Annotated in this window: 25 protein-coding genes and 1 pseudogene; 10 read left to right on the plus strand and 16 right to left on the minus strand. The window is 74.7% G+C overall.

What is annotated here, in order from left to right; all coding sequences use genetic code 11:
- Nucleotides 1–33: 33 nt before the first annotated feature.
- Nucleotides 34–885 (plus strand): GNAT family N-acetyltransferase, encoded by an 852-nt coding sequence (locus ACH4T9_RS10910; RefSeq protein ID WP_396670898.1) that lies wholly within the window; start codon nt 34–36, stop codon nt 883–885.
- Between the two features lie 170 nt (nt 886–1,055).
- Here ACH4T9_RS10910 and ACH4T9_RS10915 read toward each other — a convergent pair whose 3' ends face one another.
- Genes ACH4T9_RS10915 through trpC form a run of 5 tightly spaced genes read right to left on the minus strand, consistent with a single transcriptional unit; the run spans nt 1,056 to nt 6,406 of the window.
- Nucleotides 1,056–2,243 (minus strand): FAD-dependent oxidoreductase, encoded by a 1,188-nt coding sequence (locus ACH4T9_RS10915; protein WP_396670899.1) that lies wholly within the window; start codon nt 2,241–2,243, stop codon nt 1,056–1,058.
- A gap of 16 nt (nt 2,244–2,259) precedes the next feature.
- Nucleotides 2,260–3,468: a prolipoprotein diacylglyceryl transferase gene (gene lgt, locus ACH4T9_RS10920; RefSeq protein WP_396670900.1), complete on the minus strand. Its 1,209-nt coding sequence runs from the start codon at nt 3,466–3,468 to the stop codon at nt 2,260–2,262.
- Between the two features lie 49 nt (nt 3,469–3,517).
- Nucleotides 3,518–4,321 (minus strand): tryptophan synthase subunit alpha, encoded by an 804-nt coding sequence (gene trpA / locus ACH4T9_RS10925; RefSeq protein ID WP_396670901.1) that lies wholly within the window; start codon nt 4,319–4,321, stop codon nt 3,518–3,520.
- A gap of 4 nt (nt 4,322–4,325) precedes the next feature.
- A complete protein-coding gene (trpB, locus tag ACH4T9_RS10930; protein WP_387023740.1) occupies nt 4,326–5,561 on the minus strand; it encodes a tryptophan synthase subunit beta in 1,236 nt (411 codons plus the stop codon).
- A gap of 41 nt (nt 5,562–5,602) precedes the next feature.
- Entirely contained in the window at nt 5,603–6,406 is an 804-nt protein-coding gene (gene trpC, locus ACH4T9_RS10935; protein WP_396671450.1) for an indole-3-glycerol phosphate synthase TrpC, read from the minus strand.
- A gap of 524 nt (nt 6,407–6,930) precedes the next feature.
- Here trpC and ACH4T9_RS10940 point away from each other — a divergent pair.
- A complete protein-coding gene (locus tag ACH4T9_RS10940; protein WP_396670902.1) occupies nt 6,931–7,188 on the plus strand; it encodes a hypothetical protein in 258 nt (85 codons plus the stop codon).
- Between the two features lie 7 nt (nt 7,189–7,195).
- Here ACH4T9_RS10940 and ACH4T9_RS10945 read toward each other — a convergent pair whose 3' ends face one another.
- The 5 genes and pseudogenes from ACH4T9_RS10945 to ACH4T9_RS10965 all read right to left on the minus strand — a co-directional run bounded on the left by ACH4T9_RS10945 (nt 7,196) and on the right by ACH4T9_RS10965 (nt 11,126).
- Nucleotides 7,196–7,732 (minus strand): Trp biosynthesis-associated membrane protein, encoded by a 537-nt coding sequence (locus tag ACH4T9_RS10945; protein ID WP_396671451.1) that lies wholly within the window; start codon nt 7,730–7,732, stop codon nt 7,196–7,198.
- A 56-nt stretch (nt 7,733–7,788) separates the two neighbouring features.
- Nucleotides 7,789–9,342, minus strand: a complete 1,554-nt coding sequence (locus ACH4T9_RS10950) for an anthranilate synthase component I (protein WP_396670903.1) — start codon at nt 9,340–9,342, stop codon at nt 7,789–7,791.
- Nucleotides 9,339–9,776 carry a phosphoribosyl-AMP cyclohydrolase gene (gene hisI, locus ACH4T9_RS10955; protein WP_396671452.1) on the minus strand — a complete coding sequence of 146 codons (438 nt, stop codon included), beginning with the start codon at nt 9,774–9,776 and terminating at the stop codon, nt 9,339–9,341. The genes ACH4T9_RS10950 and hisI overlap by 4 nt, the downstream gene beginning before the upstream one ends.
- 180 nt (nt 9,777–9,956) lie before the next feature.
- Nucleotides 9,957–10,679, minus strand: a pseudogene (locus tag ACH4T9_RS10960) (phosphoribosyl-AMP cyclohydrolase); the annotation flags it as partial.
- Nucleotides 10,680–10,703: 24 nt separating this feature from the next.
- Nucleotides 10,704–11,126 (minus strand): aldo/keto reductase, encoded by a 423-nt coding sequence (locus ACH4T9_RS10965; protein WP_396670904.1) that lies wholly within the window; start codon nt 11,124–11,126, stop codon nt 10,704–10,706.
- A gap of 101 nt (nt 11,127–11,227) precedes the next feature.
- Here ACH4T9_RS10965 and ACH4T9_RS10970 point away from each other — a divergent pair, with 101 nt between their 5' ends.
- From ACH4T9_RS10970 to ACH4T9_RS10980, 3 genes are read left to right on the plus strand one after another with little or no spacing between them, the layout of a single operon-like run.
- Nucleotides 11,228–11,998: an ABC transporter ATP-binding protein gene (locus ACH4T9_RS10970; RefSeq protein ID WP_396670905.1), complete on the plus strand. Its 771-nt coding sequence runs from the start codon at nt 11,228–11,230 to the stop codon at nt 11,996–11,998.
- Complete coding sequence (locus ACH4T9_RS10975) at nt 11,995–12,750, plus strand: ABC transporter permease (protein ID WP_396670906.1); 756 nt, start codon at nt 11,995–11,997, stop codon at nt 12,748–12,750. The genes ACH4T9_RS10970 and ACH4T9_RS10975 overlap by 4 nt, the downstream gene beginning before the upstream one ends.
- A gap of 47 nt (nt 12,751–12,797) precedes the next feature.
- Nucleotides 12,798–13,391: a TetR family transcriptional regulator gene (locus ACH4T9_RS10980; protein WP_396670907.1), complete on the plus strand. Its 594-nt coding sequence runs from the start codon at nt 12,798–12,800 to the stop codon at nt 13,389–13,391.
- A gap of 72 nt (nt 13,392–13,463) precedes the next feature.
- On the opposite strand, the gene ACH4T9_RS10985 is transcribed toward ACH4T9_RS10980, so the two are convergent.
- The 3 genes from ACH4T9_RS10985 to ACH4T9_RS10995 all read right to left on the minus strand — a co-directional run bounded on the left by ACH4T9_RS10985 (nt 13,464) and on the right by ACH4T9_RS10995 (nt 18,089).
- Nucleotides 13,464–14,216: a DUF2470 domain-containing protein gene (locus ACH4T9_RS10985; RefSeq protein WP_396671453.1), complete on the minus strand. Its 753-nt coding sequence runs from the start codon at nt 14,214–14,216 to the stop codon at nt 13,464–13,466.
- A 114-nt stretch (nt 14,217–14,330) separates the two neighbouring features.
- Nucleotides 14,331–16,112: an ABC transporter ATP-binding protein gene (locus tag ACH4T9_RS10990; RefSeq protein WP_396670908.1), complete on the minus strand. Its 1,782-nt coding sequence runs from the start codon at nt 16,110–16,112 to the stop codon at nt 14,331–14,333.
- A gap of 102 nt (nt 16,113–16,214) precedes the next feature.
- The gene (locus ACH4T9_RS10995) at nt 16,215–18,089 is read right to left on the minus strand and encodes an ABC transporter ATP-binding protein (protein ID WP_396670909.1); all 1,875 of its coding nucleotides are present in this window, start codon (nt 18,087–18,089) and stop codon (nt 16,215–16,217) included.
- Between the two features lie 151 nt (nt 18,090–18,240).
- On the opposite strand from ACH4T9_RS10995, the gene ACH4T9_RS11000 reads away from it, so the two are divergent.
- The 3 genes from ACH4T9_RS11000 to ACH4T9_RS11010 all read left to right on the plus strand — a co-directional run bounded on the left by ACH4T9_RS11000 (nt 18,241) and on the right by ACH4T9_RS11010 (nt 21,904).
- On the plus strand, nt 18,241–18,870 hold the full coding sequence (locus tag ACH4T9_RS11000; protein ID WP_396670910.1) for a TIGR03085 family metal-binding protein: 630 nt from the start codon (nt 18,241–18,243) through the stop codon (nt 18,868–18,870).
- Between the two features lie 129 nt (nt 18,871–18,999).
- Nucleotides 19,000–19,938 (plus strand): terpene synthase, encoded by a 939-nt coding sequence (locus tag ACH4T9_RS11005; RefSeq protein WP_396670911.1) that lies wholly within the window; start codon nt 19,000–19,002, stop codon nt 19,936–19,938.
- Nucleotides 19,939–20,077: 139 nt separating this feature from the next.
- Entirely contained in the window at nt 20,078–21,904 is a 1,827-nt protein-coding gene (locus ACH4T9_RS11010) for an AMP-dependent synthetase/ligase (RefSeq protein ID WP_396670912.1), read from the plus strand.
- Between the two features lie 58 nt (nt 21,905–21,962).
- Here ACH4T9_RS11010 and ACH4T9_RS11015 read toward each other — a convergent pair whose 3' ends face one another.
- Together ACH4T9_RS11015 and ACH4T9_RS11020 are read right to left on the minus strand one after the other, a co-directional pair.
- Entirely contained in the window at nt 21,963–23,264 is a 1,302-nt protein-coding gene (locus ACH4T9_RS11015; protein WP_396670913.1) for a low temperature requirement protein A, read from the minus strand.
- A 102-nt stretch (nt 23,265–23,366) separates the two neighbouring features.
- The gene (locus ACH4T9_RS11020; protein ID WP_396670914.1) at nt 23,367–24,824 is read right to left on the minus strand and encodes a PLP-dependent aminotransferase family protein; all 1,458 of its coding nucleotides are present in this window, start codon (nt 24,822–24,824) and stop codon (nt 23,367–23,369) included.
- Between the two features lie 59 nt (nt 24,825–24,883).
- On the opposite strand from ACH4T9_RS11020, the gene ACH4T9_RS11025 reads away from it, so the two are divergent.
- Nucleotides 24,884–25,618, plus strand: a complete 735-nt coding sequence (locus ACH4T9_RS11025; RefSeq protein WP_396670915.1) for a YitT family protein — start codon at nt 24,884–24,886, stop codon at nt 25,616–25,618.
- 68 nt (nt 25,619–25,686) lie between these two features.
- Nucleotides 25,687–26,148: a hypothetical protein gene (locus tag ACH4T9_RS11030; protein WP_396670916.1), complete on the plus strand. Its 462-nt coding sequence runs from the start codon at nt 25,687–25,689 to the stop codon at nt 26,146–26,148.
- 37 nt (nt 26,149–26,185) lie between these two features.
- On the opposite strand, the gene hisF is transcribed toward ACH4T9_RS11030, so the two are convergent.
- Entirely contained in the window at nt 26,186–26,953 is a 768-nt protein-coding gene (gene hisF / locus ACH4T9_RS11035) for an imidazole glycerol phosphate synthase subunit HisF (RefSeq protein WP_387023427.1), read from the minus strand.
- Nucleotides 26,954–27,000: the final 47 nt, after the last annotated feature.

The following is a 27,000-nucleotide window of genomic DNA, read 5'->3' on the forward strand; positions in this document are numbered from 1 at the left end:
ACTTCCAGATGCTGGGAACGATAGTCTCGCGCGGTGGATCACGTACGCACTGAGACGACTACGACGTTCGACCGGCTCGAGCACTTCTACGACGCGGTGCCCCGGGACGGCGCCCGGGCCGAGGAATACGGCCCCCTGGTGCTGTTCGTCCGGGAAGGGGCGGGTTGGCCGTTCTACGCCCGCCCCCGCCTGGACGCCACCGAGCCGCCCTCGCTGGCCGACGTGACCGCCGTACGGGAACGGCAGCGGGAGCTCGGCATACCGGAGGCGTTCGAGTGGGTGCACGAGCGCAGCCCGGAGCTGCTGGCGGTGGCCCGCTCGGCGGGGCTGGCCGTGCTGGAGGCCCCGCTGATGACGCTCGACCCGGCCGCGCTGGCCGTTCCCGAGGAGTTCACCGACGTACCGGTGCGGCTGCTGGACCCCACCGCGCCCGGCTTCGCCGCCGACGTGGCCGCCCGCCGGGCGGTCGCCGCGGTCGGGTTCTCCGCCGCCGGCACCGCCCGGGGCGAGGCCGGCCCGGCGCAGCGGGACGCCGCGGTCACCGAGCTGGACGTGGCGGCGCTGGAGGAGGAACGGGCGTGCGTCGCCGACGGCCGCCGGCTGTCCGCGCTCGCCGGGACGCCCGCCGAGGGTCCACTGGCCAGCGGGATGGCGATGCGGGTCGGGGAGGTGGCCGAGATCGCCGGGGTCGCCACCCTGCCGGCGGCCCGCCGCCGGGGCCTCGGCGCGGCGGTCACCGCCGCCCTCGCCCAGGCGTTACGCGCCGCCGGCACCGACCTGGTGTTCCTCTCCGCCGGCAGCGAGGAGATCGCCCGGGTCTACGTCCGGGTCGGCTTCCGCCGGGTCGGCACCGCCTGCATCGCGGAGCCCGCCGCGCTCATCTGAGCGCACCCCGCCGCCCGGTCCCCCCGGCACCCGCCGGCCGACCGGAACGGGCCCGGCCGACCGGGTGAGCCGAGCTACTCAGGACGCATGAGCCGAGCTGGTCAAGACGGGTGAGCCGAGCTGCTCAGGACGGGTGAGCCGAGCTGCTCAGGACGGGTGAGCCGAGCTGGTCAGGACGGGGGGCGCCACTGGGCGGCGACGGAGGCCGCGGTGGAGAGCAGGCGGGGGCTGATGGTGCCCAGGGCGGCGTCCCGGGCCCGCAGGGCGAGCCGGCCCCGGGCCTGGAGCACCGCCGACATCCGCCGGGTCTGCCGGACCACGATCGCCGCCCGGGGCCGGCGCAGCCGGTCGTAGGTGGCGACGGCGTCCGGGAGGCGGGCCTCGCGCAGCAGCGAGGCGAGGGTGGCGGCATCCTCGAAGGCCAGGCAGGCGCCCTGGCCCAGGTGCGGGGGCATGGCGTGGGCGGCGTCGCCCAGCAGCACCACCCCGCCCGGCCCGGCCGGGAAACCGTAGGCGCGGGGCAGCGGGCGCAGCTCGCGGATCTCCTGCTGGACCACGTCGGCCGGGTCGGTGGCGTCGAGCAGCTCGCCGATCGGGGCGGGCCAGCCGGCGTACCAGCGGCGGAGCAGCGCGAGCTGGGTCTCCGGGGACTCCGGCCGGGGCGCGCCGGCCGCGGTGGCCACCCAGTAGATGCCGCCCCGGCTCGACCCGCCGGACGAGCCACGCTCGCCCAGCGAGGCGGCCACGAACCGGTACCCGGCACCCAGGGTCTCCCCGCCGGCCGGCTGGTCCGCCGGAAGCCGGGGCGCCCGGTACCAGGGGATGACCGCCCGCCACGCGGCGCAGCCGGAGCTGACCACCCCCGCCTCGGGGGCCAGCTGCCGGCGGATCTCGCTGTCGGTGCCGTCCGCCCCGACCACCAGGTCGGCCTCGAAGCGCTGCCGGCCATCGCCGACCGAGGGCCGCTCACCAGGAGCGGCCCGGACCGTGCGCACCGTCACGCCGGTGCGCAGCTCCACCCGCTCGCCGAGGCCCGCGATCAGCGTGTCGTGCAGATCCTCCTGGTGCACCACCACCGGCATCCGGTCGGCCGGGGTGGGGCGGGGCTGCACCAGCCAGTGCCCGTCGGGCCGGCGTATCCCGCCGTCGGGCAGCGGGGTGGCGATCGCGTCCAGGCCCGCGCCGAGGCCGAGGGCGCGCAGCGCGCGTACCCCGTTGGGCCAGAGCACGACAGCCGCCGGATCCGGGCGGACCCGGTCGGCGCGCTCCAGAAGGGTGACCTGCCACCCGGACCGGGCGAGCGCGCCGGCGACCGCGAGGCCGCCGATCCCGGCCCCGACCACCACCGCCGTACGCATGCCGCCCCTCCCCCGCTCAGCTCTCCCGGTCGGTGGCGCGCGGGCCGGTCGTGCCGGCCCGCTCGTCGCCCGCCGGCCCGTCGCCCGCCTCGCGGTCGTCCGGCGCGTCGTCCCCGGTTGCCACGGGGCCCGGCGCGTCGTCGTCATCCACGGCCGCGTCGGGCCCGGCGGGGCCCGGCGTGTCGTCGTCCGCGGCCGCGTCGGGCCCGTCGGGTACCACGCCCGTGTCCCGGTACGCGCGGAACTGCTCCTCGCCCACCACCCGGTACCCCTCCGGGGCGGTCGCCTGCGCACCGGCCCCGCGCTGGGACAGGTCGACCTGGGAGACGTCGCCGCCGGTGGCGGCCGGGGCGGGGGTGGGCCCGCCGATCGGGACCAGGTACTCCCGGGGACCACGGACCCGCAGGAAGTAGATCAGCGCGCCGACGAAGACCAGGGCGGACGTGAAGACGTTGAGCCGGACGCCGAGGATGTGGGTGGCCTCGTCGGTGCGCATCAGCTCGATCCAGAACCGGCCGGCGGTGTAGCCCATCACGTAGAGCGCGAATGCCCGCCCCTTGCCGAGGCGCAGCTTCCGGTCGAGGAGGAGGACCAGGGCGGCGACGCCGACGTTCCACAGCGCCTCGTAGAGGAAGGTCGGTTGGTACAGCCCGGGAAGCAGCACCGGCTCGCCGTCGACGACCTTCGCGTGGCCGGGGTTGCTCGGGTCCATGTCGTGCACCCGCAGCCCCCAGGGCAGGGTCGTCAGGCCACCGTAGAGCTCGTTGTTGAACCAGTTGCCGAGCCGGCCCACCGCCTGCGCCAGCGGCAGCCCCGGGGCGAGCGCGTCGGCCACCACGGTGAACGGGATGCCGAGCTGGCGGGCGGCGATCCAGGCGCCGAGCGCCCCGCCTGCCACCGCGCCCCAGATACCCAGGCCGCCCTCCCAGACGGCGAACGCCTTGAGCGGCTCGCCGCCGGCGCCGAAGTACTTCTCCGGGGAGGTGATCACATGGTAGATGCGGGCGCCGATGATGCCGGTCGGCACCGCCCAGACGGCGATGTCGAGGACCGCGCCGGGGGCTACGCCGCGCTGGCGCAGCCGCCGCTCGGTGACCACGCAGGCCACCACGATGCCGGCGATGATGCAGAGCGCGTACGCCCGCAGCGGCAGCGGGCCGAGCTGCCAGACGGCCGTGCTGGGGCTCGGCAGGGCCGCCTGGGGAATCGTCGAGGCGAGGGTCACGGGTGCACACGCTACCGCTGTGCACCGCCGTAGCGGCACCCCGGTCGGGTCAGCGACGCGGGTTGCGCACCCCGTCGGCGAGTTCGGCGCTCAGGGCGCGCAGGGCGGCCAGGCCGGCGGCCGGGTCGGGCGCGTCGAGCAGGCAGCGGATCAGCGCGCTGCCGACGATCACCCCGTCGGCGTACCCGGCGACCGTGCCGGCCTGCGCGCCGGTGCCGACGCCGAGCCCCACGCCGACCGGCAGGTCGGTGACCTCGCGCAGCCGGGAGACCAGGACGGGGGCCGCGTCGGAGGTCTGTGTCCGGGCGCCCGTGACCCCCATGATCGCGGTGGCGTAGACGAATCCCCGGCAGTGCTCCACGGTCATCTTCAACCGCGCGTCGGTGGACGACGGGGAGACCAGGAAGGTGCGGTCCAGCCCGTGCGCGTCCGAGGCGGCCAGCCACTCGTCGGCCTCGTCGGGGATCAGGTCGGGGGTGATCAGGCCCGTGCCGCCGGCCGCGGCCAGGTCCCGGGCGAACGCGTCGACGCCGTACTGCTCGATCGGGTTCCAGTAGGTCATGGTGACCACCGGGGCGCCGGTGGCCGCGACCGCCTCGACGATGCGCAGCGTGTCGGCGACACGGACGCCGCCGGCCAGTGCCATGTCGCTGGCCTTCTGGATCACCGGGCCGTCCATCACCGGGTCGGAGTACGGGATCTCCACCTCGATGACATCCACCCCCGCGGAGACCATGGCGGTCATCGCGGCGATGCTGCCCTCGACCGTGGGGAACCCGGCCGGCATGCAGCCCACCAGCACGGCCCGCCCGTCGGCGCGGGCCTTGTCGAACGCCACCCCGATGCGGCTCACGTTCTCACTGCTCCTTGTCGAGGATGCCGAAGTACTCGCCGGCGGTGTGCACGTCCTTGTCGCCCCGGCCGGAGAGGTTGACCACGATGACCGGCTCCCGGCCCAGCTCGGCGGCGAGCCCCGGGGCGATCTTCAGCGCGCCGGCGAGCGCGTGCGCGCTCTCGATCGCCGGGATGATCCCCTCGGTGCGGCAGAGCAGCTCGAACGCGGCCATCGCCTCGCGATCGGTCACCGGCGTGTACGTCGCCCGGCCGCTGTCGTGCAGCCACGCGTGCTCCGGGCCGACGCCCGGGTAGTCCAGGCCGGCCGAGATCGAGTGCGACTCGATCGTCTGCCCGTCGGAGTCCTGGAGCACGTACGTGCGGGTGCCGTGCAGCACCCCCGAGGAGCCGCCGGTGATGCTGGCCGCGTGCCGCCCGGTCTCCATGCCCTCGCCGCCGGCCTCGAAGCCGTACAGCCGCACGCCGGGGTCGCCGACGAAGGCGTGGAAGATGCCCAGCGCGTTGGAGCCGCCGCCGACGCAGGCCGCGACCGCGTCCGGCAGCGCGCCGGTCAGGTCGAGGCACTGCTGGCGGGCCTCCTCGCCGATGCCCCGGACGAAGTCCCGGACCATCTCGGGGAACGGGTGCGGGCCCGCGGCGGTGCCGATCAGGTAGTGGGTGTCGTCGACGTTGGCGACCCAGTCCCGCATCGCCTCGTTCATCGCGTCCTTGAGGGTGCGCGAGCCGGTGGTGACCGGGACGACGGTGGCGCCGAGCATCCGCATCCGGGCCACGTTGAGCGCCTGCCGCCGGGTGTCGACCTCGCCCATGTAGACCACGCAGTCGAGGTCGAACAGGGCGGCGGCGGTCGCGGTGGCCACGCCGTGCTGGCCGGCGCCGGTCTCGGCGATCACCCGCCGCTTGCCCATCCGCTTGGTCAGCAACGCCTGGCCGAGCACGTTGCGCACCTTGTGCGCACCGGTGTGGTTGAGGTCCTCCCGCTTGAGCAGCACCCGGGCGCCGATCTTCGCGGAGAACCGCTCGGCCGGGTAGAGCAGCGAGGGGGTGCCGGCGTAGCCGCGCAGCAGCCCGTCGAACTCGGCGAGGAACTCCTCGTCGCCCATCGCCTTGCGGTACGCCGCGTCCAGCTCGTCGAGCGCCGCGACGAGCGCCTCCGGGACGAACCGGCCGCCGAACCGGCCGAAGTGACCGGCGGCGTCGGGGAGCCGGCCGGGCGGGGCGGGGGCGTCGGCGCTCATCGCGGTGTCCTCTCGCTGCTGCTTGTCGCCCCGGGCGCGGGTCAGCGCGCCGGTCGGGGCGTGGCCGGGTGGTTGCCGGCGTTGACCAGTCCGGCCACCGCGTCGCGGGGGCTGGACTGGGTCACCAGGCCCTCGCCGACCAGCACGGCGTCGGCGCCGGCCGAGGCGTACCGGATCAGGTCGTGCGGGCCACGCACGCCGGACTCGGCGATCTTGACGACGTTGCTGGGCAGGCCGGGGGCGATCCGCTCGAACACCGAGCGGTCGACCTCCAGCGTACGCAGGTCACGGGCGTTGACCCCGATCACCTGGGCACCGGCCTCCATGGCCCGGTCGGCCTCCTCCTCGGTGTGCACCTCGACCAGCCCGGTCATCCCGAGGGACTCGATCCGCTCCAGCAGCCCGACCAGTGCGTTCTGCTCCAGCGCGGCGACGATCAGCAGGACCAGGTCGGCGCCGTGCGCGCGGGCCTCGTGCACCTGGTAGCTGGAGACCACGAAGTCCTTGCGCAGCACGGGGACCTTCACCGCGGCCCGGACGGCGGCCAGGTCGTCCAGCGACCCGCCGAACCAGCGCCCCTCGGTGAGCACGCTGATCGCCCGGGCGCCACCGGCCGCGTACTCCGCGGCCAACTCGGCCGGGTCGGCGATCTCGGCCAGCTGTCCCCTGGACGGCGACGAGCGCTTCACCTCGGCGATCACGGCCACGCCGGGCCGGCGCAGGGCCGCGTACGCGTCCAGCGGCGGGGGCGCGGCGGCGGCCAGTTCGCGGATCCGCTCCAGCGGAACCTGCTCCTGCCGCCGGGCGACGTCCTCTCGGACACCGGCCAGGATCTCGTCGAGCACGCTTCCGGACGCCGCCGGACCGGCCCCGTCCCCCTCCGCGTGCGCATGGTCAGCAGTCACCAACGGACTCCCCTCTCCGGGTGTCATGGGCCGATGCTAGGGGGCGCCACCTGGGACCGGATGCCGGGGGGTATGGCGCTCCTCACGAAATGGGCTGCGGCATAATGCCCGACTTCCGGTGAACGCCGCGTCACACAGCGCCACCGGTCCCGTCGATCGCGGTGACCCCGCGCCCGGCGGGTGCGCCGGTCGGCCCATCGACGGGTACCCATTCCCATTCGACCATTGTCAGCCCGCGCTCACCCCCCGCGCATCTCGGTGGGTGCTGTGACGTAGGTCAAGGCGGAACGGCCCTGTCCAGGTCGCCCGCTCCGGGGGAGAGTTGACGTGCCGGTGACCGGGGCGAAACGTGAGCCGGGCATCGTCTTCCTCGGGCAGACTCGTTTACGCGCCTGCCCGGGGCGTCGGGTGACGCGGCGACGCGCAGCCCGAGACCGTCGGAACGATCTTCGTGCGGGGTGACCATGAGCAACGTCGAGCCCAACCCGACCATTGGACTGACCACCATCTCCCGTACCGTCGCGTCGCTCGCTGTCGGGGTGGTGCACACCCTGGAGCGCGCCGTGGTGGGGGACGGCCGGATCCGTACCGCGCGCGGCAACGCCTGGGAGGCGGTCTGCGCCGACCGGGCCCGCGCCGACCAGCGCGCCGAGCTGGACCGCCTGGTGGCCGAGCTCGTTGCCACCCGGGCCGCCGCCCGCGAGCGCCAGCCGGTCGGCTGACCGCCCGTCAGCCGGCCGTCGGGTCCTCGCCGCGGTCCAGCGCGTCCCACGCCTCGGTGGTGCGCCGCCCGGTCACCGGTCCGGCCGCCGCCGGCCCCGGCTCGGTGGCGACCCGCCGGGCCGGTCGGTCGTAGCGGGCCCCCATCGCCGGCCAGCCCGCGCCGCGCAGTGCGGTGAGCGCCCCGCCGGCGCCGGTGAGCAGCCCGCCGACCAGGCACAGCGCCGGCCACTGCCGGCTGATCTCGCCGTCGAACGCGGCGAACAGGCCGTACCCTCCACCGGCCGCCACGGCGACGCCGAGCGCCAGCAGCAGCACACCGATCAGCCGGCGCAACGCCCCCCGGGTGGCCAGCACCGCGCCGCCGCCGGCCAGCCCGACCACGGCCAGCGCCGACAGCCAGGGCAGCAGCGCCGCCCCGGTGCGCGCCTCGCGCACCGGCGGCAGCGGCGTGGGCCGGACGGTCAGCTCGATCGACCAGGTCCGGGTCGACGCCCACAGCGCCAGGCCCGCCCCGGCCAGGCAGAGCAGCACCGCGTACGTCATCTCACGCCGGCGCCGCGCGGCCGGCGCGCCCGCCCCCGCCACCGTTGTCGGGCCGGTCACCGGGCTGGCCGGAGGGTCTCGGCGGCGGCGATGGCGGCCAGCACCGCGGCGGCCTTGTTGCGGGTCTCCTGGTCCTCGGCGGCCGGGTCGGAGTCGGCCACCACCCCGGCGCCGGCCTGCACGTACGCCCGGCCGTCCCGGATCAGCGCGGTGCGGATGGCGATCGCCATGTCCAGGTCCCCGCCGAAGTCGAAGTACCCGACGGTGCCGCCGTACAGGCCGCGCCGGACCGGCTCCAGCTCCTCGATGATCTCCATGGCCCGGACCTTCGGCGCACCGGACAGGGTGCCGGCGGGGAAGGTCGCCGCGAGCGCGTCGAAGGCCGTCCGGTCCTCCCGCACAGTGCCGACCACGGTCGAGACGATGTGCATGACGTGGCTGTACCGCTCGATGGTGGCGAACTCGGACACCTCGACGGTGCCCGGCCGGCAGACCCGGCCCAGGTCGTTGCGGCCCAGGTCGACCAGCATGACGTGTTCGGCGCGTTCCTTCGGGTCGGCGAGCAGTTCGGCGGCGAGCCGGGCGTCCTCCTCCGGGTTGTCGCCGCGCGGGCGGGTGCCGGCGATCGGGTGCAGCAGCGCCCGGCGCTGCCCGTCCGGGCCGGCGCTCACCTTCAGGTGCGCCTCCGGCGACGAGCCGACGACGTCGAAGCCGTCGAAGCGCAGCAGGTACATGTAGGGGCTGGGGTTGGTGGTGCGCAGCACCCGGTACACGTCCAGCGGGTCGGCGTGGGTCGGCCGCTCGAAGCGCTGGGCGAGCACGATCTGGAAGCACTCGCCGGCCCGGATCGCCTCCTTGGCCGCATCGACGGCCTTCGGGTAGCCGCCCTCCTCGGTGCGGCTGACCACGTCGCCGACCACCGGCCGGTCGACCGTGGAGATCATCGGCGGGATGGGCCGGGACAGCGCGGTGGTCATCGCGTCCAGCCGCCCCACCGCGTGGTGGTACGCGGCGGAGATCAGGGCGTCGCGGTCCGGCTCGTCCGGCGGCGGGAGCACCGCGTTGGCGATCAGGATCGCCGAGCCGTCATAGTGGTCGAGGACCACCAGGTCGGTGGCGAGCATCATGCCCAACTCGGGCACGCCGAGGTCGTCCTCGGTCAGCTCGGGCAGCCGCTCGAAGCGGCGGATCAGGTCGTACCCCAGGAAGCCGACCATGCCGCCGGTGAGCGGCGGCATGCCGCTGGCCGGGTCCCAGGCCGGGCCGGCCAGGGCGTTGACCGTCTCGCGCAGCACCCGGACCGGGTCGCCCCCGGTGGGCAGCCCGGTGGGCGGCTGGCCGGTCCAGTACGCGGTCCCGTCCCGCTCGGTGAGCGTCGCGCCGCTGCGTACCCCGATGAACGAGTACCGCGACCAGGCCGACCCGGCCGGGCCGGCGCCCTGCTCGGCGGACTCCAGCAGGAACGTGCCCGGCCCGCCGGCCAGCTTTCGGTACACCCCGACCGGGGTCTCCGCGTCGGCGAGCAGCCGGCGGGTGACCGGGACGACCCGCCAGCGGGCCGCCAGGTCGGCGAAGGTGACCCGGTCCGGGCTCACGGAGCCGTCGGTCATGAGGGGTCTCCCGGGGTGGAGGTGACCGGAAGCTCCGTGAAGAAGCAGGTCCGCTCGCCGGTGTGGCAGGCCGCGCCCACCTGCTCGACGCTGACCAGCAGCGCGTCGCCGTCGCAGTCGAGGGCGACGGAACGGACGTACTGGTGGTGGCCGGAGGTGGCGCCCTTGACCCAGTACTCCTGGCGGCTGCGCGACCAGTAGGTGGCCCGACCGGTGGTGAGGGTGCGGTGCAGCGCCTCGTCGTCCATCCAGGCGACCATCAGCACCTCGCCCGTGTCGTGCTGGCGGACCACGGCGGCCACCAGGCCGTCGGGGTTGCGGCGCAGCCGGGCGGCGACGGCCGGGTCGAGCCGGGACGGGCCGGCCGGCACATCGGCCGCCGGCGGGTTCGCAGGGGCGTTGGCGCCGGTCGTCGGCGCGTCAGGTACGGGCACAGTGACCCATTGTCCCGGACGCGGCGCGGGCACCGGCGACGGCTCCCGCCGCGGCCGTGGTACGGCCGTCGCGACGCCGGTGAGCTGGGCGAGGTAACGGTCCAGCCGCCCGTCGGCGAGGGCGTCGGCCAGGTCCGTGCCGGCCACCGCGGCGATCTCGTCGGCGTACGGGCGGACCAGCGGGACGGTGCCGGTGACCAGCCGCCCGGCGGCGGCCCAGAGCTGCCCGGTGGAGCCGGGCCGGCCGCCGAGGCAGAGCAGCATGTCGTCGCGGTACCCGGGCGGGGCGACCGGCAGGTCGAGGGCGGCGGTGAACGCGGCCCGCCGGGACACCACCCGCACCGACGGGTTGGCCAGCCGGAGCACGGACGGGCAGAGTCGGGCCAGGTCGGCGGCGGCGAGCCGGACGCCGAGGTGGTCCTCCCGGGCCCGGGCCCCGGCGACCTTACCGAGAGTGGCGATCAGTTCCTCCAGCCGCGGCTCGTCGGCGGGCTGGCAGAGCACCGTCAGGTCGATCCGGTCGCGCCAGTGCTCGTCGGCCCACAGCAGCCGGGTGGGCGTGGTGACCGGCAGCCCGAACGCCCAGTCGGCGGGCTGGGCCAGCCGGGCCAGCCACGAGCGGATGTCCCGGACCGCCACCGAGACGTGGGTCAGCCGACCGCCGGATTCGGCGAGGTAGGCGCGGCGGGCGGCGTACGGGGCGTTGATCGGCGGGGCGGCCGACCGGGGCGGCGCCCCGTCGGTGACGAGCACGTCGAGGTCGACGTCGCTGTGCGCCGTGGCGGCCCGTCGGGCGTGGCTGCCGCGCAACAGGATGCCGACGACGGGCCGCTCGGCCCCCTGCCGCAGCCGCGCGGCCCAGTCGTCGAGGAACCCAGTCTCAGGTGACGCAGCGTGACCCACCGCGCCATCGTGCCGTACGCCCGTTCAGGGCGCAATGCCCGATGCCGGACCGGCTGTCCGGGTCCGAAGGCTAGTGCCCGGTCCGAAGGCTAGTGCCCGGTCGTTCTCATTCCTGCCTCGGGGTACCTTTCGCCGGCCACGGCAACCGGACGGCACACCGCAGCGGCCAGCCGGGCCAGCTGCTCGGCGCCGACCGGCGGCGAGCTGGTCGCGACGGGTGATCGCCCCGGTGAGCAGGCCCCGACCCACCGGCGAGTACGCCACCAGCGCCGTCCCCAGTTCCCGGCAGGTGGCCAGCATCTCGCCCTCGACGTCCCGGGTGAACAGCGAGTACTCCATCTGCACGGCGGCCACCGGGTGCACAGCGTGCGCGGCCCGCAGGGTCGCCGGGCTCACCTCGGACAGCCCGATCAGCCGGACTCCTGCGTGCTGACGTCCACGCGACACAGGCTGTCAGTTGGAGCGCACGCGAAGTCAACCCCCCGTTGTGCACGGGGAGGAATTCATCTAGCGTTGATTTCATTAGGTGATGAAATCTGGAGGTGACGATGGACCACGCGATCGCAGTCCGCGACCTGGTCGTGGAGCGTGGCCGGCGGCGGGTGCTGCACGGCGTGAGCTGCGCGGTGCCGCGCGGCTCGGTGACCGGGCTGCTCGGGCCGAGCGGCAGCGGCAAGACCACCCTGATGCGGGCCGTCGTCGGCGTGCAGACCGTCCGCTCCGGCTCGGTGACCGTGCTCGGCCGCCCGGCCGGCTCGGCCCCGCTGCGCAGCCGGGTCGGCTACCTGACCCAGGCGCCCAGCGTGTACGCCGACCTCACCGTCCGGGAGAACGCCCGCTACTTCGCCGTCCTGCAGGGCCGGGGCCGGGCCGAGGCGGACCGGTCGGTGGCCGACGTCGGGCTGGCGGAGGCGGCCGGCCAGCTCGTCGGCACCCTCTCCGGCGGCCAGCGCAGCCGGGCGTCGCTGGCCTGCGCCCTGGTCGGCGAGCCGGAGCTGATCGTCCTCGACGAGCCGACCGTCGGGCAGGACCCGGTGCTGCGCGCCGACCTGTGGGCCCGGTTCCACGCCCTCGCCGCGGCCGGGACGACCCTGCTGGTGTCCAGCCACGTGATGGACGAGGCGGCCCGCTGCGACCGACTGCTGCTGATCCGCGAGGGCCGGCTGATCGCCGACGACACCCCGGACGCGGTCCGCACCGCCGCCGGGGTCGACGACCTCGACGAGGCGTTCCTGCGCCTGATCCGGGCCGGCGGCACGGCCGGGATCACGGCCGACGGCACGGGCCGCTCCACCGGCCCGGACGGGGGCGCGTCGTGAGCCCGCGCATCCTGGCCGCCACCACCGGACGCATCCTGCGCCAGCTCCGGCACGACCGACGCACCGTCGCCCTGCTCGTGGTGGTGCCGACACTGCTGCTCACCCTCGTCTACTTCATGTATGCCGATCAGCCCGTCCCACCCGGCCGGCCGAGCATGTTCGACCGGGTGGCGCTGGTGCTGCTCGGCGTCTTCCCGTTCGTGATCATGTTCCTGGTGACCAGCATCGCGATGCTGCGCGAGCGCACCTCCGGCACTCTGGAGCGGCTGCTCACCACCCCGCTCGGCCGGCTCGACCTGCTGTTCGGCTACGGCATCGCGTTCGGCGTCGCCGCCGCCGGGCAGGCCGCGATCGCCGCGGCCGTGGCGTATTGGGTGTTCGGGCTGACCACCGCCGGCAGCAGCGCCCTGGTGATCGGAATCGCGGTGGTCAACGCGGTGCTCGGGGTGGCCCTCGGGCTGTTCTGCAGCGCGTTCGCCCGCACCGAGTTCCAGGCCGTACAGTTCATGCCGGTCGTGGTGATCCCCCAGCTGCTGCTCTGCGGGCTCTTCGTCGCCCGCGACGAGATGGCCGGCTGGCTCCAGGCGGTCAGCTACGCCCTCCCCCTGTCGTACGCGGTCGAGGCGTTGCAGGAGGTCGGCGCGCACGCCGAACCGACCGGCACGATGTGGCGGGACCTCGGGGTGGTGGCCGGCGCGGTGGTGCTGGCGCTGGTGCTCGCCGCGGCCACCCTGCGCCGGCGCAGCGGCTGAGCCGCCGGGGCGCGGGCGGCACGACGACGGACGAGCAAAGGGCGGCGATGGCGCGGCGGACCGGTCGACGACCCGGCAACCCGGACACCCGGGAGGCGATCCTCGACGCGGCCCGGGCCGCATTCGCGGAGCGGGGCTTCGACGCGACCTCGATCCGGTCGATCGCCGGGGCGGCGGGGGTGGACCCGGCGCTGGTGCACCACTACTTCGGCACCAAGGACCGGCTCTTCCTGGCCTCGATGGACGCCCCGGTCGACCCCGGCGAGCTGTTCCCCCGGGTGCTCGGCGGGGACGCCGACGGCGTCGGCGAGCGGCTGGTCCGCACGTTCCTCGAGATCTGGGACTCCCCGACGGGCGCCGGCGCCGTGGCCCTGCTGCGATCCGGGGTGAGCAACGAGTGGACCGCCCGGCTGCTGCGCGAGTTCCTGGTCACGCAGGTGCTGCGCCGGGTCCTGGACCACCTCGACGTCGACCCGGCCGAACGGCCGCTGCGCGGGTCGCTGGTGGCCACCCAGATGATCGGGCTGGCCATGATGCGGCACGTGATCCGCCTGGAGCCGGTCGCCTCCGCGCCGGCGGAGACCCTGGTCACCGCGATCGCCCCAACGGTCCAGCGATACCTGTGCGGCGACCTCTCGTAGCGCCCTGGTCGACGCCTCAGGCGGAGCTGGTCCCCCGCTAGCGCCGGCGCGGGTGCGGGTGCGGCGGGTCGGTCAGGCGGGGCCGGTCAGGCGGGGTGACTCGGCACGCCGGAAGAACACGGGGTGCAGCATCCGGGCCAGCTCACCGTGGTCGGCCACCGGGCTCGGGAAGGCCAACCGGGCCCGCCGCCGCGCGCCGGGGGAACCGAAGGAGACCACCAGGCCGTACCGGTCGACCCGCACCACCCGGGGCGGGTCGGCGCGGGCCGCGTCGGCCAGGCCGAGCTGCCGCCGGACGTACGCCGTCATCTCCCGGCCGTGGTGCACGGTGAGCTCGGCCAGCAGCTCCGCCTCCACCGGGTGCAGCGGGTCCGGCTCGGCCTCCGCGTACGCCAGCGGGTCGATCCGGAGCAGTCCGTCGGGGCGCTCCAGGCGGGCCTCGGCCACCTCGAAGCGGTACAGCCGGAACCGGGTGCCGACGTCGAGCAGGTCTCCCGTCGGGTCAACCTCGGCGTAGTCCAGCGCGGCACGGCGGGCGGCGTCGCCGTGCAGCGCGGCCGCCCAGCCGGAGACCCAGGCCCGACCCAGTGACGGGGCGCCGGCAGCCGGCGGAAGGTCCAGCACGTCGAGCGCCACGGCGACGTCGTCGCCCGGCGGCAGCGCCGCCGCGAGGTCGCTGTGCACCGGTACGAGCAGCAGCACCCGGCCCTCGGCATCGGTGACGTGCCGGACGTGGAACGGGCCGGGCCGCTGGGCGAGGTAGGCCAGGCCCGGCAGCCGGCCGGCGGCCAGGGTCCGGACGATCTCGGCGGGACTGGGCCGCAGGGCGGTGCTGGGGCGCATGACCCACCTCCAAAGGTTAGCCTTACCTAAGTGGCACCGTAGACCACCCGCGCCCCCCACGTCCACCGCCTTGCCGGTTCCAGCCGGTCCACCCGGTCAGCGGGTCTGCTCCAGCCAGGAGGCGTAGAGCAGCCCGTAGACCGAGCCCTGCTCGCGGACCAGCTCGTCGTGCGGGCCGCGCTGCACGATCCGGCCCTGATCCACCACGATCACCTCGTCCGCGGCCTGCGCCGTGGAGAGCCGGTGCGCGATCGCGAGGGTGGTCCGGCCCCGGGTCACCGCGTCCAGGGCGCGCTGCAGGCGGACCTCGGTGGCCGGGTCGACCGCGCTCGTCGCCTCGTCCAGCACCAGCAGGTCAGGGTCGGCGACGTACGCCCGCGCCAGCGCGACGAGCTGCCGCTCCCCCACGCTCAACGCCTCGCCGCGCTCGCCGACCGGGGTGTCCAGCCCGGTGGGCAGCCCGTCCAGCCAGTCCACCAGCCCCAACTCGGTGAAGGCTGCCGTCAACTCGGCGTCGGTCAGCTCCGGCCGGGCGAACCGGACGTTCTCCCCGACAGTGGCGTCGAAGAGGAAGCCGTCCTGCGGAACCATCACCACCCGCGTGCGCAGCGAGGCGAACCGGACCTGTGGCAGCGGCACCCCGGACAGCAGCACCTCGCCGTCGGTCGGATCCATCAGCCGGGTGAGCAGCTTGGCGAAGGTGGTCTTGCCGCTGCCCGTCTCCCCCACCACGGCCACCCGGCTCTTCGCCGAGATCTCCAGGCTGACGTCGTGCAGCACCGGCGGGCCACCCGGGTAGGCGAAACCCACCCCGGCGAAGCGGATGTCCAGCGGACCGGACGGCAGCTCCCGCCCCCGCTCTCCCGGGTCGGCCACGTCCGGGACGGCGTCCAGCACGTCGAGCACCCGCCGCCAGCCGGCGATCGCGTTCTGCGCCTCGTTGAGCACCTCGGTGGCGATCTGCACCGGCTGGATGAACAACGTCACCAGGAACAGGAACGCCGTGAGCTGGCCGACCGACAGGGTGCCGTCCACCCCGAGGGTGATCCCGAGGACGACGACGCCGGCCAGCGCCAGCCCGGCCGCCAGCTCCCCTACCGAGCTGCCCAGGATGCTGATCCGGATCGCCCGCTGCTGGGCCTGCCGCTGCCCCTCGATCGCCACGTCCAGCCGACGGGCCGTCCGCCCCGCGATCCCGTACGCCCGGATGACCGGCGCCCCCACCACGCTCTCGGCGATCGTCCCGAGCAGCGTCCCCATCCGCTGCCGGACCACCCCGTACGCCCCGGCGAGGCGGCGCTGGAGCAGCCGGATCACCAGCACCGCCGGCGCGAACGCGGCGAACACCACCAGGGTGAGCTGCCACGAGTACGCCAGCATCACCGCCGCGGTCACCGCGAGCTGACCGAGGTTGACGATCAGGATCACCCCGCCCCACTGGAGGAACTGGGTGATCTGGTCGACGTCGCTGGTCACCCGGGAGACCAGGGAGCCACGCCGCTCGGACTGCTGGTGCAGCATCGACAGGTCGTGCACGTGCCGGAACGCCCGGGTGCGCACGTTGGCCAGGGCGGTCTCGCTGACCGTGAACAGCCGCCGCATCATCAGGTAGCCGCAGATGGTGGTCACCACCAACACGGCGACCGCAACCGCCACCACCGTCCAGACCACATCCAGGTTGAGCCCACCGACGATGCCCTTGTCGATGCCCTGCTGCACGGCCACCGGCACGGCCACCCGGCCGACCATGTAGACCAACGCCAGGGCGAGCGTGCCGACCAGGCCGGCGCGCAGCTCCGGGGAGAGGGCCAGCCCCCGCCGCAGGGTCTGCCAGGTGCTCTCCTCTACTGGGCTCGCAAGCTCACTCCTCGCGCTCACCGATCCACCTCGTTCACGACTGCGGGGCTCGCAAGCTCACTCCTCGCGCTCACCGATCCACCTCGTTCACGACTGCGGGGCTCGCAAGCTCACTCCTCGCGCTCACCGATCCACCTCGATCTCCAGGCCCGAGGCCAACGGCTTGACCTCGTCGGGCGTGCGCTCCTGCTGGGGGTCGGTCTCGGCCTGCTCGTAGGCGGTGACCAGGTCGGCGTAGCCGGCAACGGTGGCGAGCAGCTCGGTGTGGGTGCCCCGGGCGAGCACCCGGCCGTGCTCCAGGTAGATCACCTCGTCGGCGAGCGCGATGGTGGCCCGCCGGTACGCCACCACCAGGATCGAGGCGGCCGGCCCCCCGGCGGTCGGGGCGCGCAGCCCGGCCAGGATGGCCGCCTCCACCCGGGGGTCCACCGCGCTGGTGGCGTCGTCGAGAACCAGCAGCCGGGGTCGCCCGGCCAGCGCTCGGGCCAGGGTGAGCCGCTGCCGCTGCCCGCCGGAGAGCGAGGTGCCCCGCTCGCCGACCATCGTGTCCAGCCCGTCGGGCAGCGCGGCGACGAAGCCGTCCGCCTCGGCCAGCCGCAGCGCCGCCCAGACGTCCTCGTCGGCGATGTCGGGCCGGTCCAGGGTGATGTTGGCCCGGACCGTGTCGTCGAAGACGAACGGCACCTGGGCCACCAGCGCGGCGGCGCCCGCCAGCGATGTGGCGGTGAGCCGGCGGACGTCCACCCCGTCGAGGCGGACCGCGCCCGTGTGCGGGTCGACCAGCCGCACCGCCAGCGCGGTGATCGTCGACTTCCCGGAGCCGGTCGGCCCGACCAGGGCCACGGTCTTCCCGGCCGGCACGGTGAAGGAGACCTCACCGAGCACCTCGACGCCGGGCAGGTGCGCCTCGGCCGGCTCGTACGCGAAGCCGACGTCGGCGAAGGTCAGGGTGGCCGGGGTGGGGTCGGCCGGGTCGAGCGCGACGTCCCCGTACGACATCTCGCCGGTGGCGTCGAGCACCCGGCGCACCCGGTCCCAGCCGGCGACGCTGCGCGGCAGCTCGGCCAGGACCCAGCCGATGGCCCGCACCGGGAACGCCAGGACGGTGAACAGGAACGCCACGCTGACCAGCTCGGTGACCGTGATGGCACCCTGCCGGAGCCGGAACGCGCCGACCACCAGCACGGCGAGGGTGCCGAGACCGGGCAGGGTCTCCAGCAGCGGGTCGAACACGCCGCGCAGCCGGCCGACGGCGATCAGCGCGTCGCGCAGCTCACCGGCCCGGGCGGAGAACCGGGCGGTCTCCTGGGCCTCGCGGCCCATCGTCTTGACCACCAGGGCACCGTCGAAGCTCTCGTGGGCGATCCCGCTGACCTCCGCGCGCAGCCGCTGGGCGCGGGCCTGGCGGGGGGCCATCCAGCGGGAGTAGACCACGTTGAGGGCGAACAGTGCCGGGAACACGGCCAGCCCGACCAGGGCCAACGCCCAGTCGGTGACGAAGAGCGAGGCGACCGCGCCGACCAGCATCACCAGCGTGCCGACCGCGAACGGCAGCGGGGCGATCGGGTACCAGGCCGCCTCGACGTCGGAGTTGGCGTTGGACAACAGGGTGCCGGTGGCGTTGCGCTGGTGCCAGGACAGCGGCAGATCCAGGTAGCGACGGGTGACCCGGCGACGGTAGGCGGCCTGGAGCCGGAACTGCATGTAGCCGGCGCCGAGCCGGCGGCCGAAGATGCCGACCACCCGCAGCACGCTGATCCCGAACAGGGCCCCGGCGGCGAGGGCGATGGCCGCCACGCCCACCGACCCGCGCTCGACCGCCGGCACCACCACGTCACCGACCACCGCGCCGACGATGTACGCGCTGGCGATGACCAGCCCGCCGAACAGCACGCTGCCGGCCACCGCGACCGCGAAGATCCGGGGCTGTTCCCGGATCGCCCGGCCGAGCACGGACAGTCCTCTACCGAGCACGTCCCGACTTGCCCTGCTGGTCACGCTCTCCCCCGCCGTAAGCCGCAATTATCCCCCTCATCCTTACCGGGTCCGGTCCACCTCGCCGTCCCGTATCGGGTATGTCGGTGATCACGTCCCGGCCTTCGACGCCGCCGACCGCGCCGACCGCGCCGGACCGGCCTACGATCGGGCGATGACGCGGTACGCCCGGTCGGAGCGCGACGCGCTCGCCGACCTCATGCTGAGCCTGGGTCCGGACGCGCCGACGATCAACGAGGGCTGGTCGGTCCGCGACCTCGCCGCCCACCTGATCGTCCGGGAACGCCGGCCGGACGCCGCCGGTGGGATCATGCTGCCGCCCCTGCGCAGATACGCCGAGGGGGTGCAGGCCCGGATCGCGGCCCGGCCGTTCGCCGAACTGGTCGGCCAGGTTCGCCGCCCGCCGGTGTGGAGCCCGCTGAGCAACCCGCTCACCGACGAGCTGGTCAACACCATGGAGTTCTACATCCACCACGAGGACGTCCGCCGGGCCCGGCCCGGGTGGCAGCCGAGGGACCTGCCGGCCGGGCTGCACACCGTGCTGTGGCGCCGGGCCGCGGTGCTGGGCCGGCTGGCGCTGCGCCGCTTCCCGGCCGACCTGCTGGTGCAGGCCCCCGGGCACGGCGAGCTGTCGGCGGGGCGGGGCGGGCAGCGGGCCCGGCTGGTCGGCCCGCCGGGCGAACTGGTGCTGTTCCTGACCGGCCGGCAGCGGGTGGCCCGGGTGCAGGTGGACGGGCCTGCGGAGCTGGCCGAGCGGCTGAGGTCCGCCAAGCTGGGCATCTGACGGACCGCGATTCTCCGATCACACCCGGGTGTGAACCGTTCGTGACCGAATTATGAATGTCGATCGTTGCTGACGTACCCTCGTCCGGCCGTCGCCCCACCCCGGGGCGGCCACATCCGGAAGGGCGACATGCGAAGTTTCGCGGTCTCGGCCCTGAACGAACCGCCGTTTCCCCCGCGCCGGCACGCCGAGACCGACCTGGCCGCCGAGGCGAGCCTGGCCTGGGCGCAGGAACTCGGCCTGATCACCACCGGGCACCGGCTGATCCGGCTGCGCGGGGCGGCCGCCGCCGAACTGGCCGGGCGCACCTGTCCGGACGCGGCCGGCGAGCGCCTGCGCCTGCTCACCGACCTGGTCACCTGGCTGTTCGTGGTCGACGACGCCTGTGACGAGGACGGCCTCGGCGCGGCGCCCACCCGGCTGGCCCCGGCCGTCGCCGACCTGCTCGACGTTCTCGACCGGCACGGCGCACCGGGGAACGCGGGCGGGGACCCGCTCGGCAGCGCCCTGGACGACCTGTGCCGACGGACCCGGACCCACGGCTCCCCCGGGCTGCTGCTGCGCTTCGTCGGCCAGGTGCGCGACTACCTGCTGGCCCTGCTCTGGGAGGCGACGAACCGGGAACGCCGGCGCACCCCCGGGGTGGCGGAGTACGTCCGGCTACGCCGGCACACCGGGGCCGTGCATCCCGCGTTCACCCTGACCGACCTGGCGTACGACGCCCCGCCCGCGGCGGCACGCCGGGTCGAGCCGGCGCTGGTCGACGTCGAGACCCTCGCCGCGGACCTGGTCTGCTGGTGCAACGACCTCTTCTCGTACGGCAAGGAGAACCAGTCGGGTCCGGACGCGCACAACCTGGTCAGCGCCATCGCGGCCGAGACCGGCCGGGACGAGCCGGCGGCGCTGCGCGCCGCCGCCGACCGGTTCAACCGCACCCTCGCGGTGTACGCCGAGCGGGAGGCGACCCTGCTCGCCGAGGACCCGACGGTGCGCCCGTTCCTGGCCGCCCGGAGCAACTGGGTGCGGGCCACCTACGACTGGTCCACCCGTGCCGCCCGGTACGCCTGAGGCCACACCCCGGCGGCGCAGCCGGGGGACGGCCTGGGATCACCGGGGCTAGCCGATGGGCGGTACAGGCAATACCCTTCGGTAACCGCAGAATGACGTGACCCCCGTCACGCCTCCAGCCCTGAAGGCGGCTACAGCGATGGCTCTCGATGTACCGTACCGTTCCATCCCCGACATGTTCCTCAAGCGCGTCGCGGCGTCCCCCGACCGCCACGCCTTCGGCCACCCCGCCCCCGACGACTCCGGGCCGGTCTGGCTGACCTGGCAGCAGGTCAGCCAGCGGGCCAAGGCGGTCGCGGCCGGGCTGCACGGGCTCGGTGTCGGCCAGGAGGACCCGGTGGGGATCCTGGCGAGCACCCGGCTCGACTGGGTCATCGCCGACTTCGGCATCATGTGCGCTGGCGGCGCCACCACCACCGTGTACCCGACCACCGAGCCCGAGGAGGCGGCGTACATCATCGCCGACTCCGGCTCCCGGGTGCTGTTCGCCGAGAACCCGGCCCAGGCCGCGAAGCTCGCCGGCGCGGAACTGCCGGCGCTGACCCACGTGGTGCTCTTCGACGGCGCGGTCGATCCCGCCGCGGCCGTGCCCCAGCTCACCCTGGCCGAGTTGGAGGAGCAGGGCGCCCGGGCGCTCGCCGCCGAGCCGGGGCTGATCGAGCGGCTGGTGGCCGGGATCGGGCCGGAGCACCTGGCCACCCTGATCTACACCTCGGGCACCACCGGCCGGCCCAAGGGCGTCGAGCTGCTGCACGGCGGCTGGTGCTGGGAGGGGGTGGCGCAGGACGAGGTCGGGCTGCTGCGCGAGGACGACCTGCAGTACCTGTGGCTCCCGCTGTCCCACTCGTTCGGCAAGACCCTGCTCTGCGGGTCCACCCACGTCGGCTTGCCGACCTACGTCGACGGCCGGGTGGAGAAGCTGGTCGACCTGCTCGGGATCATCCGGCCGACGCTGATGTGCGGGGCGCCCCGGGTGTTCGAGAAGATCTACAACAAGGTGGTCACCACCGCCCGGGACGGCGGCGGCGCCAAGGCGAAGATCTTCTCCTGGGGCGTCGGGGTCGGCCAGGCGAAGGTGGCCCTCGAGCAGGCCGGCCGTCCGGTGCCGACCGGGCTGAGGCTGAAGTACGCGCTGGCCGAGAAGCTGGTGTTCAGCAAGCTCCAGGCCCGCCTCGGCGGGCGGATCCGGGTGCTGGTCTCCGGCGCCGCGCCGCTGAGCAAGGAGATCGCCAGCTTCTTCGCCGCCGCCAACCTGCCCATCTCGGAGGGGTACGGCCTCACCGAGACCAGCGCCGGCAACTTCGTCAACCCCCCGGACGGGCTGCGGATCGGCACCGTGGGCCGGGCGATGGGCGACCTGGAGTGCCGGATCGACACCGACGGGGAGATCCTGGTCCGGGGCCGCCCGGTGATGCGCGGCTACCACAACCTGCCCGAGGACACCGCCGCCGCCTTCACCGACGACGGGTTCTTCCGCACCGGGGACATCGGCAGCCTCGACGAGGACGGCTACCTGCGCATCACCGACCGGAAGAAGGACCTGGTCAAGACCTCCGGCGGGAAGTACATCGCGCCGTCGCACATCGAGGGCATGTTCAAGGCGCTCTGCCCGTACACCTCGCAGGCGATCGTGATCGGCCAGGCCCGCAACTACTGCACCATGCTGGTCAGCCTCGACCCGGACGCGATCACCGGCTGGGCGGCCGGCGGTCCCCTGGAGGGCCGCGGGTACGCCGAGATCGTCGCCTCCGACGAGGCCCGGCTCATGGTCGAGGAGTACGTCGCCCAGCTCAACGCCAAGCTGAACCGCTGGGAGACGATCAAGAAGGTCGCCGTCCTCCCCCGGGACCTGACCATCGAGCACGGCGAGATGACCCCGTCCCTGAAGATCAAGCGTCGGGGCGTGGAGGGCAACTTCGCGGCCGAGATCGAGAAGATGTACGCCGGCACGCTCGCCGAGCTCTGACCGCGGTCCCGCCGGCGGCCGTGTCCCCCCGTCCCGGGACACGGCCGCCGCCGTCGTCTCACAGGTGCTCGCCCCGCCACCGGCTCTCCTCGATCTCGGCCGCCCGCTGCTCCTCCAGTGCGAGCTGCCGGACCCGGCTCCGGCGGCGCCGCCCGCCCAGCGTCTCCCCGGCGGTGAGGGTGACGCAGACCACGGCCAGCAGCACCAGCGCCTGCAGCTCCGGCAACCGGGCGGCCACCGGGGCGAGCAGGGCCAGCAGCGCCACCTCGGCCAGCAGCGGCCAGCGGAGCACCCGCAGCGCCACCATCCCGCACGCGACGAGGCTGAGCAGGTAGAGGGCGACCCCGCCGTAGAGGACCAGGATCCAGGACAGCCCCAGCGGATCCCCCCAGGCCGGGGTCTCGGGGTTCGCCGCCTCGGCGAGCACGTCCTTGATCCCGAGGGCGAAGAAGATCACCCCGGCGATGATCGGCAGATGCAGGTAGGTGTACGCGTCGCGGGCCAGCCGGGCCCGGGCCGACGGGTCGCGGGCCCGGTGCAGCGCCTGCTCGACGGCGAGGGCCAGGGTGTCGAAGTACGCCCACCACAGCGCCGACGCCACCGCGATGCCGGTCACGGCGGCGACCACCACCCGCCAGGTCAGCGGCAGCCCGTTGGCGAACCCCGGGCCGATCCCCAGCGCGATGACCGACTCGCCGAGCGCGATCAGGACCATGAGGGCGTGCCGCTCGGCCCAGTGCCCGGCGGACACCACCACCCAGTACGTGCCGCCGAGCGCCACCCCCGCGCCGTACTCGACGAGGAGCGCGACGGTCCACAGCACCAGCTGCACGGTCGTCCCCGCGCCGTCCCCGACGATCCGCCGCACGAAGGCGGAGGCGACGAGCAGCGCGGTCGCGACCACCGGCAGCAGGACGAGCAGCAGCCACCGCCGCAGCCGCTCCCGGTCCCCCCGGGCCAGCCAGCCGAAGACGGCGAGCTGCGACGCGCGGACGAGGAAGTAACAGGCGGCGAAGACCAGCGGGCCGTTCAGCCCACCCGGCTGATCCACGAACGCCCCCGGCAGGCTCAGCACGAGCAGAAAGGTGGCGGCGACGGTGACGAATCCGACCAGCGGCAGGACGCCCTGGTCGGCGCGGGTGTAGTTGGCCAGCCCGGCGAACCCGCTCCAGCACCACCAGAGCAGCCCCAGCACCAGCAGGCAGCGGTACAGGTTGGTGGCGGAGGGTTGCCTCGTGGTCAACGCGGTCACGTTGAGGAAGGCGAGGACGAAGACGAGGTCGTAGAAGAGTTCCAGCCGGGTGGTCCGGGAGCCGGGCGCACCGGGGCGGACCCACTGCGACCAGCCCACGTTGCCCACTCCGGAAGTCTGTCAAGCCACGGCCCCACCCCACCCCGCGATCGCCGGATCGGGTGTCGGGCGCGACCCGGCCGGGACGTCGTCCGGGCCGCGGCGCGCCGCTCAGGCGATGACGGCCGGCTCCCGCCACCGCGGCCGGCCGCCGCGGTCCAGGTCGTACCGGACTGCGGCGAGCCGCCCCACGGCGTCGACCAGGTCCGCGGCCGGCAGGGTGAACGGCAGCCGCAGGAACCGCTCCAGCGTCCCGTCCAGGCCGAACCGGGGGCCGGGGGCCAGCCGTACGCCGACCTCCTCGGCGGCCCGGGCGAGCGCGCTGGAGATCGGCCCGTCCAGCTCGGCCCAGAGCGTCACCCCGCCGCGCGGGACGGTGACCCGCCAGTCGGGCAGCCGCTGCGCGAGCGCGCCGGTCAGCGCGTCGCGCTGGGCGGCGAGCTGCACCCGCCGGGCGGCCACGATGGTCGACGCGTCGGCCAGCAGGTGGACCGCGACCAGCTGGTCCAGCACCGGGCCGGCCATGTCCACCCCGACCCGGGCGGCGGCCAGCCGCTGCACCTGGGGGGCGGAGGCGCGCACCCAACCGATGCGCAGGCCGCCCCAGTACGGCTTGCTCATCCCGCCGATGGAGATCACCCGGGAGTGCCGGTCGAAGGTGGCCACCGGCGGCGGCAGCGGGGTGCCGTCCAGCGGCAGGTCCACGAACGACTCGTCGATGACCAGGTCGGTGCCGGCGGCGTGGGCCGCGCCGACCACCCGCTCGCGCAGCTCGGTGGGCATCAGGTGCCCGGTCGGGTTCTGGAACTCCGGGATCAGGTACGCCAGCTTCGGCCGCCCCTGGCGCAGGCTGCCCAGCAGCAGGTCGGCGTCCCACCCGGCGCCGTCGGTGGCCAGCCCGTGGGTGGTGATCCGGGCCCGCCGGGCGGCCAGCGCGGCGAGGGCGTTGGGGTAGGTGGGCGACTCGACCAGCACGCTGCCGCCGGGGGCCAGGGCCAGCCGCAGCACCAGGTCCAGCGCGTGCTGGGTGCCGCTGGTGACCATGATCTGGTCGGGCGAGGTGGGCAGGCCCCGGTCGGTGTACCCGGCGGCCACGGCCTCGCGCAGCTCGATGATGCCGGTCGGGTGGTAGCCGGCGCCGCCCAGGTAGCGGGGCAGGTCCTCGGCGGCGGCGCGGGCGGCGGGCATCAGCTCCGCCGGGGCGGCCAGCGCGGCCACCCCGAGGTCGATCATGTCCCGGTCGTCCTGCGGGGTCCACAGCCCGGTGCTGGCGACCCGGTGGGTGCCCGGGAGCATGGTCCAGCTCCCCGCGCCCCGCCGGCTGGCCAGGTGGCCGGTCTCCCGCAGCAGCCGGTACGCGGCGGTGACCGTGGTCCGGCTGATCCGCAGCGCCTCGGCCAGCTCCCGCTCGGCGGGCAGGCGCACCCCCAGGGGCAGCCGGCCGTCGGCGAGCAGCCCTCGGACGGCAGCGGCGAGCGCCGCGTAGTCCGGGCTGCGGCGGCGACCCGGCAGGGCGTGCCACTGCCCGAGCAGTCGGGCCAATTGGGTGCCACGCACCTGACTTGTCATGGCCACCCTCCCGATATTGGCTCCTTATGCCGCAGCAATTGGACCCTAGGGTGGCATGCATGGCACCGATTGGCAATCTCCGGCAGCGGCCGGTCCGGCGGCTGACCCAGCTCTACGCGGGCCTGCTCCTCTACGGCGTCAGCATGGCGCTGATGATCCGCTCCGGGCTCGGCCTCGATCCCTGGGACGTGTTCCACCAGGGGCTCTCCCGGCTCACCGGGCTGTCGTTCGGCACCGTCACCATCGCGGTCGGCGCGCTGGTGCTGCTGCTGTGGATCCCGCTACGGCAGCGTCCCGGCCTGGGCACGGTGAGCAACGTGCTGGTGATCGGGTTGGTGGTGGACGCCACCCTGGCCCTGCTGCCCGGCGGCGGCCCGCTCGCGGCGCGGGCGGCGCTGCTGGTCGCCGGGATCGTCGCCAACGGCGTCGCCACCGCCCTCTACCTCGGCGCGCGGCTCGGACCGGGCCCCCGCGACGGCCTGATGACCGGGTACGTGGCCCGCCGGCCCGGACGGTCCGTCCGGCTGGTACGCACCGTCATCGAGATCACCGTGCTGGCCCTGGGCTGGCTGCTCGGTGGCACGGTCGGCGTCGGCACGGTCGCCTACGCGCTCACCATCGGGCCGCTGGCCCAGTTCTTCCTGCCCGTCTTCACGGTGGACCTGCCGCCCCGGGAGCCCGCCGCGCCGGAGCCCGCCGGCCCGGAGCGGGACGATCGGATCGCGGTCAGCCCGGAGCCGGACGGCCATAATGTGGTCGAAGACCCGACGATGGACTGCGGCCAACCGCGCTGAGCTGCGGAAATGCCGGGCCGGGAAAAGTGGGTGTTTCCTTGCTCGGCGGCGCACGGCATCATTCCTGCATGGGGGAGAACGGATGGCTTTGGGCCGACGCCTGGATCTTCGTTTCACTGGTGATCGCGAACGGTGCGGGGCGGCACCGCCGGGCGGCGTCCACCCGACGGCCGGAGGGCGTCCGGCTCGCTGACGTGCTCTCCACAGCCGACCACCTCAACCACGCCATCCCCGAGCGGCACGAGGTGGAGACGGCGGTCCGACGGCTCGTCGGCGCCGGCCTGGTCAGCGTCTCGGACGGCTGGTTCCGGCTCACCACCGACGGAGAGCGGCTGTGGCGCACCCGGCCGAACGCCGGCCTGTCCACCGCCGTGGACACCGTGCAGGGCGTGCTGTGCCGGCGGCACACCCCCGGCAGCGCCGACTGGACGCTGGAGAAGGAGGAACACGCCGCCGCCGTGCAGGAGTACGTGGTCCGCTCGATCCCGGCCCCGCGCCGCTCCCCCGAGGGCCACTCCGGCCGGGGCTGACCCCGGGCCCGCCCGGGCACAGGCGGGGAGGGCGACGTCAGCGGACGGGGTGACCCGAGCCGCGCAGCACGCCCTTGACCTCGCCGACGGTCAGCTCGCCGAAGTGGAAGACGCTGGCCGCGAGCACCGCGTCCGCCCCGGCGGCGATCGCCGGTGGGAAGTGGGCGATCTCGCCCGCTCCGCCGCTGGCCACCACGGGCACGTCGACGACCCGGCGGACCTCGCCGATCAGCTCCAGGTCGAAGCCGGCCTTCGTGCCGTCGGCGTCCATCGAGTTGAGCAGGATCTCCCCCGCGCCCAGCTCGGCGCCGCGCCGCGCCCACCGGACGGCGTCGATCCCGGTGCCACGGCGACCACCGTGGGTGGTCACCTCGAAACCGCTCGGGGTGACCCCGGCCGGCGCCCGGCGCACGTCGAGGGAGAGCACCAGCACCTGCCGACCGAACCGGTCGGCGATCTCCGCGATCAGCTCCGGGCGGGCGATGGCGGCGGTGTTCACCCCCACCTTGTCGGCGCCGGCGCGCAGCAGGGTGTCGACGTCGGCGACCTGCCGGACGCCGCCGCCCACGGTGAGCGGGATGAAGACCGACTCGGCGGTGCGCCGCACCACGTCGAGCATGGTGCCCCGCTCGCCGGAGGAGGCGGTCACGTCCAGGAAGGTCAGCTCGTCCGCGCCCGCCCGGTCGTACGCCGCCGCCAGCTCCACCGGGTCACCGGCGTCGCGCAGGTCGAGGAAGTTGACCCCCTTGACCACCCGCCCGGCGTCCACGTCCAGACACGGGATGACCCGTACCGCCACCGTCATGCCGCGAAGCCTATCCTCCCCCGCCCACCCCCTCCGCCGACCGCCCA

The sequence above is a fragment of the Micromonospora sp. NPDC020750 genome (genome assembly GCF_044334565.1).
Classification (GTDB): domain Bacteria; phylum Actinomycetota; class Actinomycetes; order Mycobacteriales; family Micromonosporaceae; genus Micromonospora.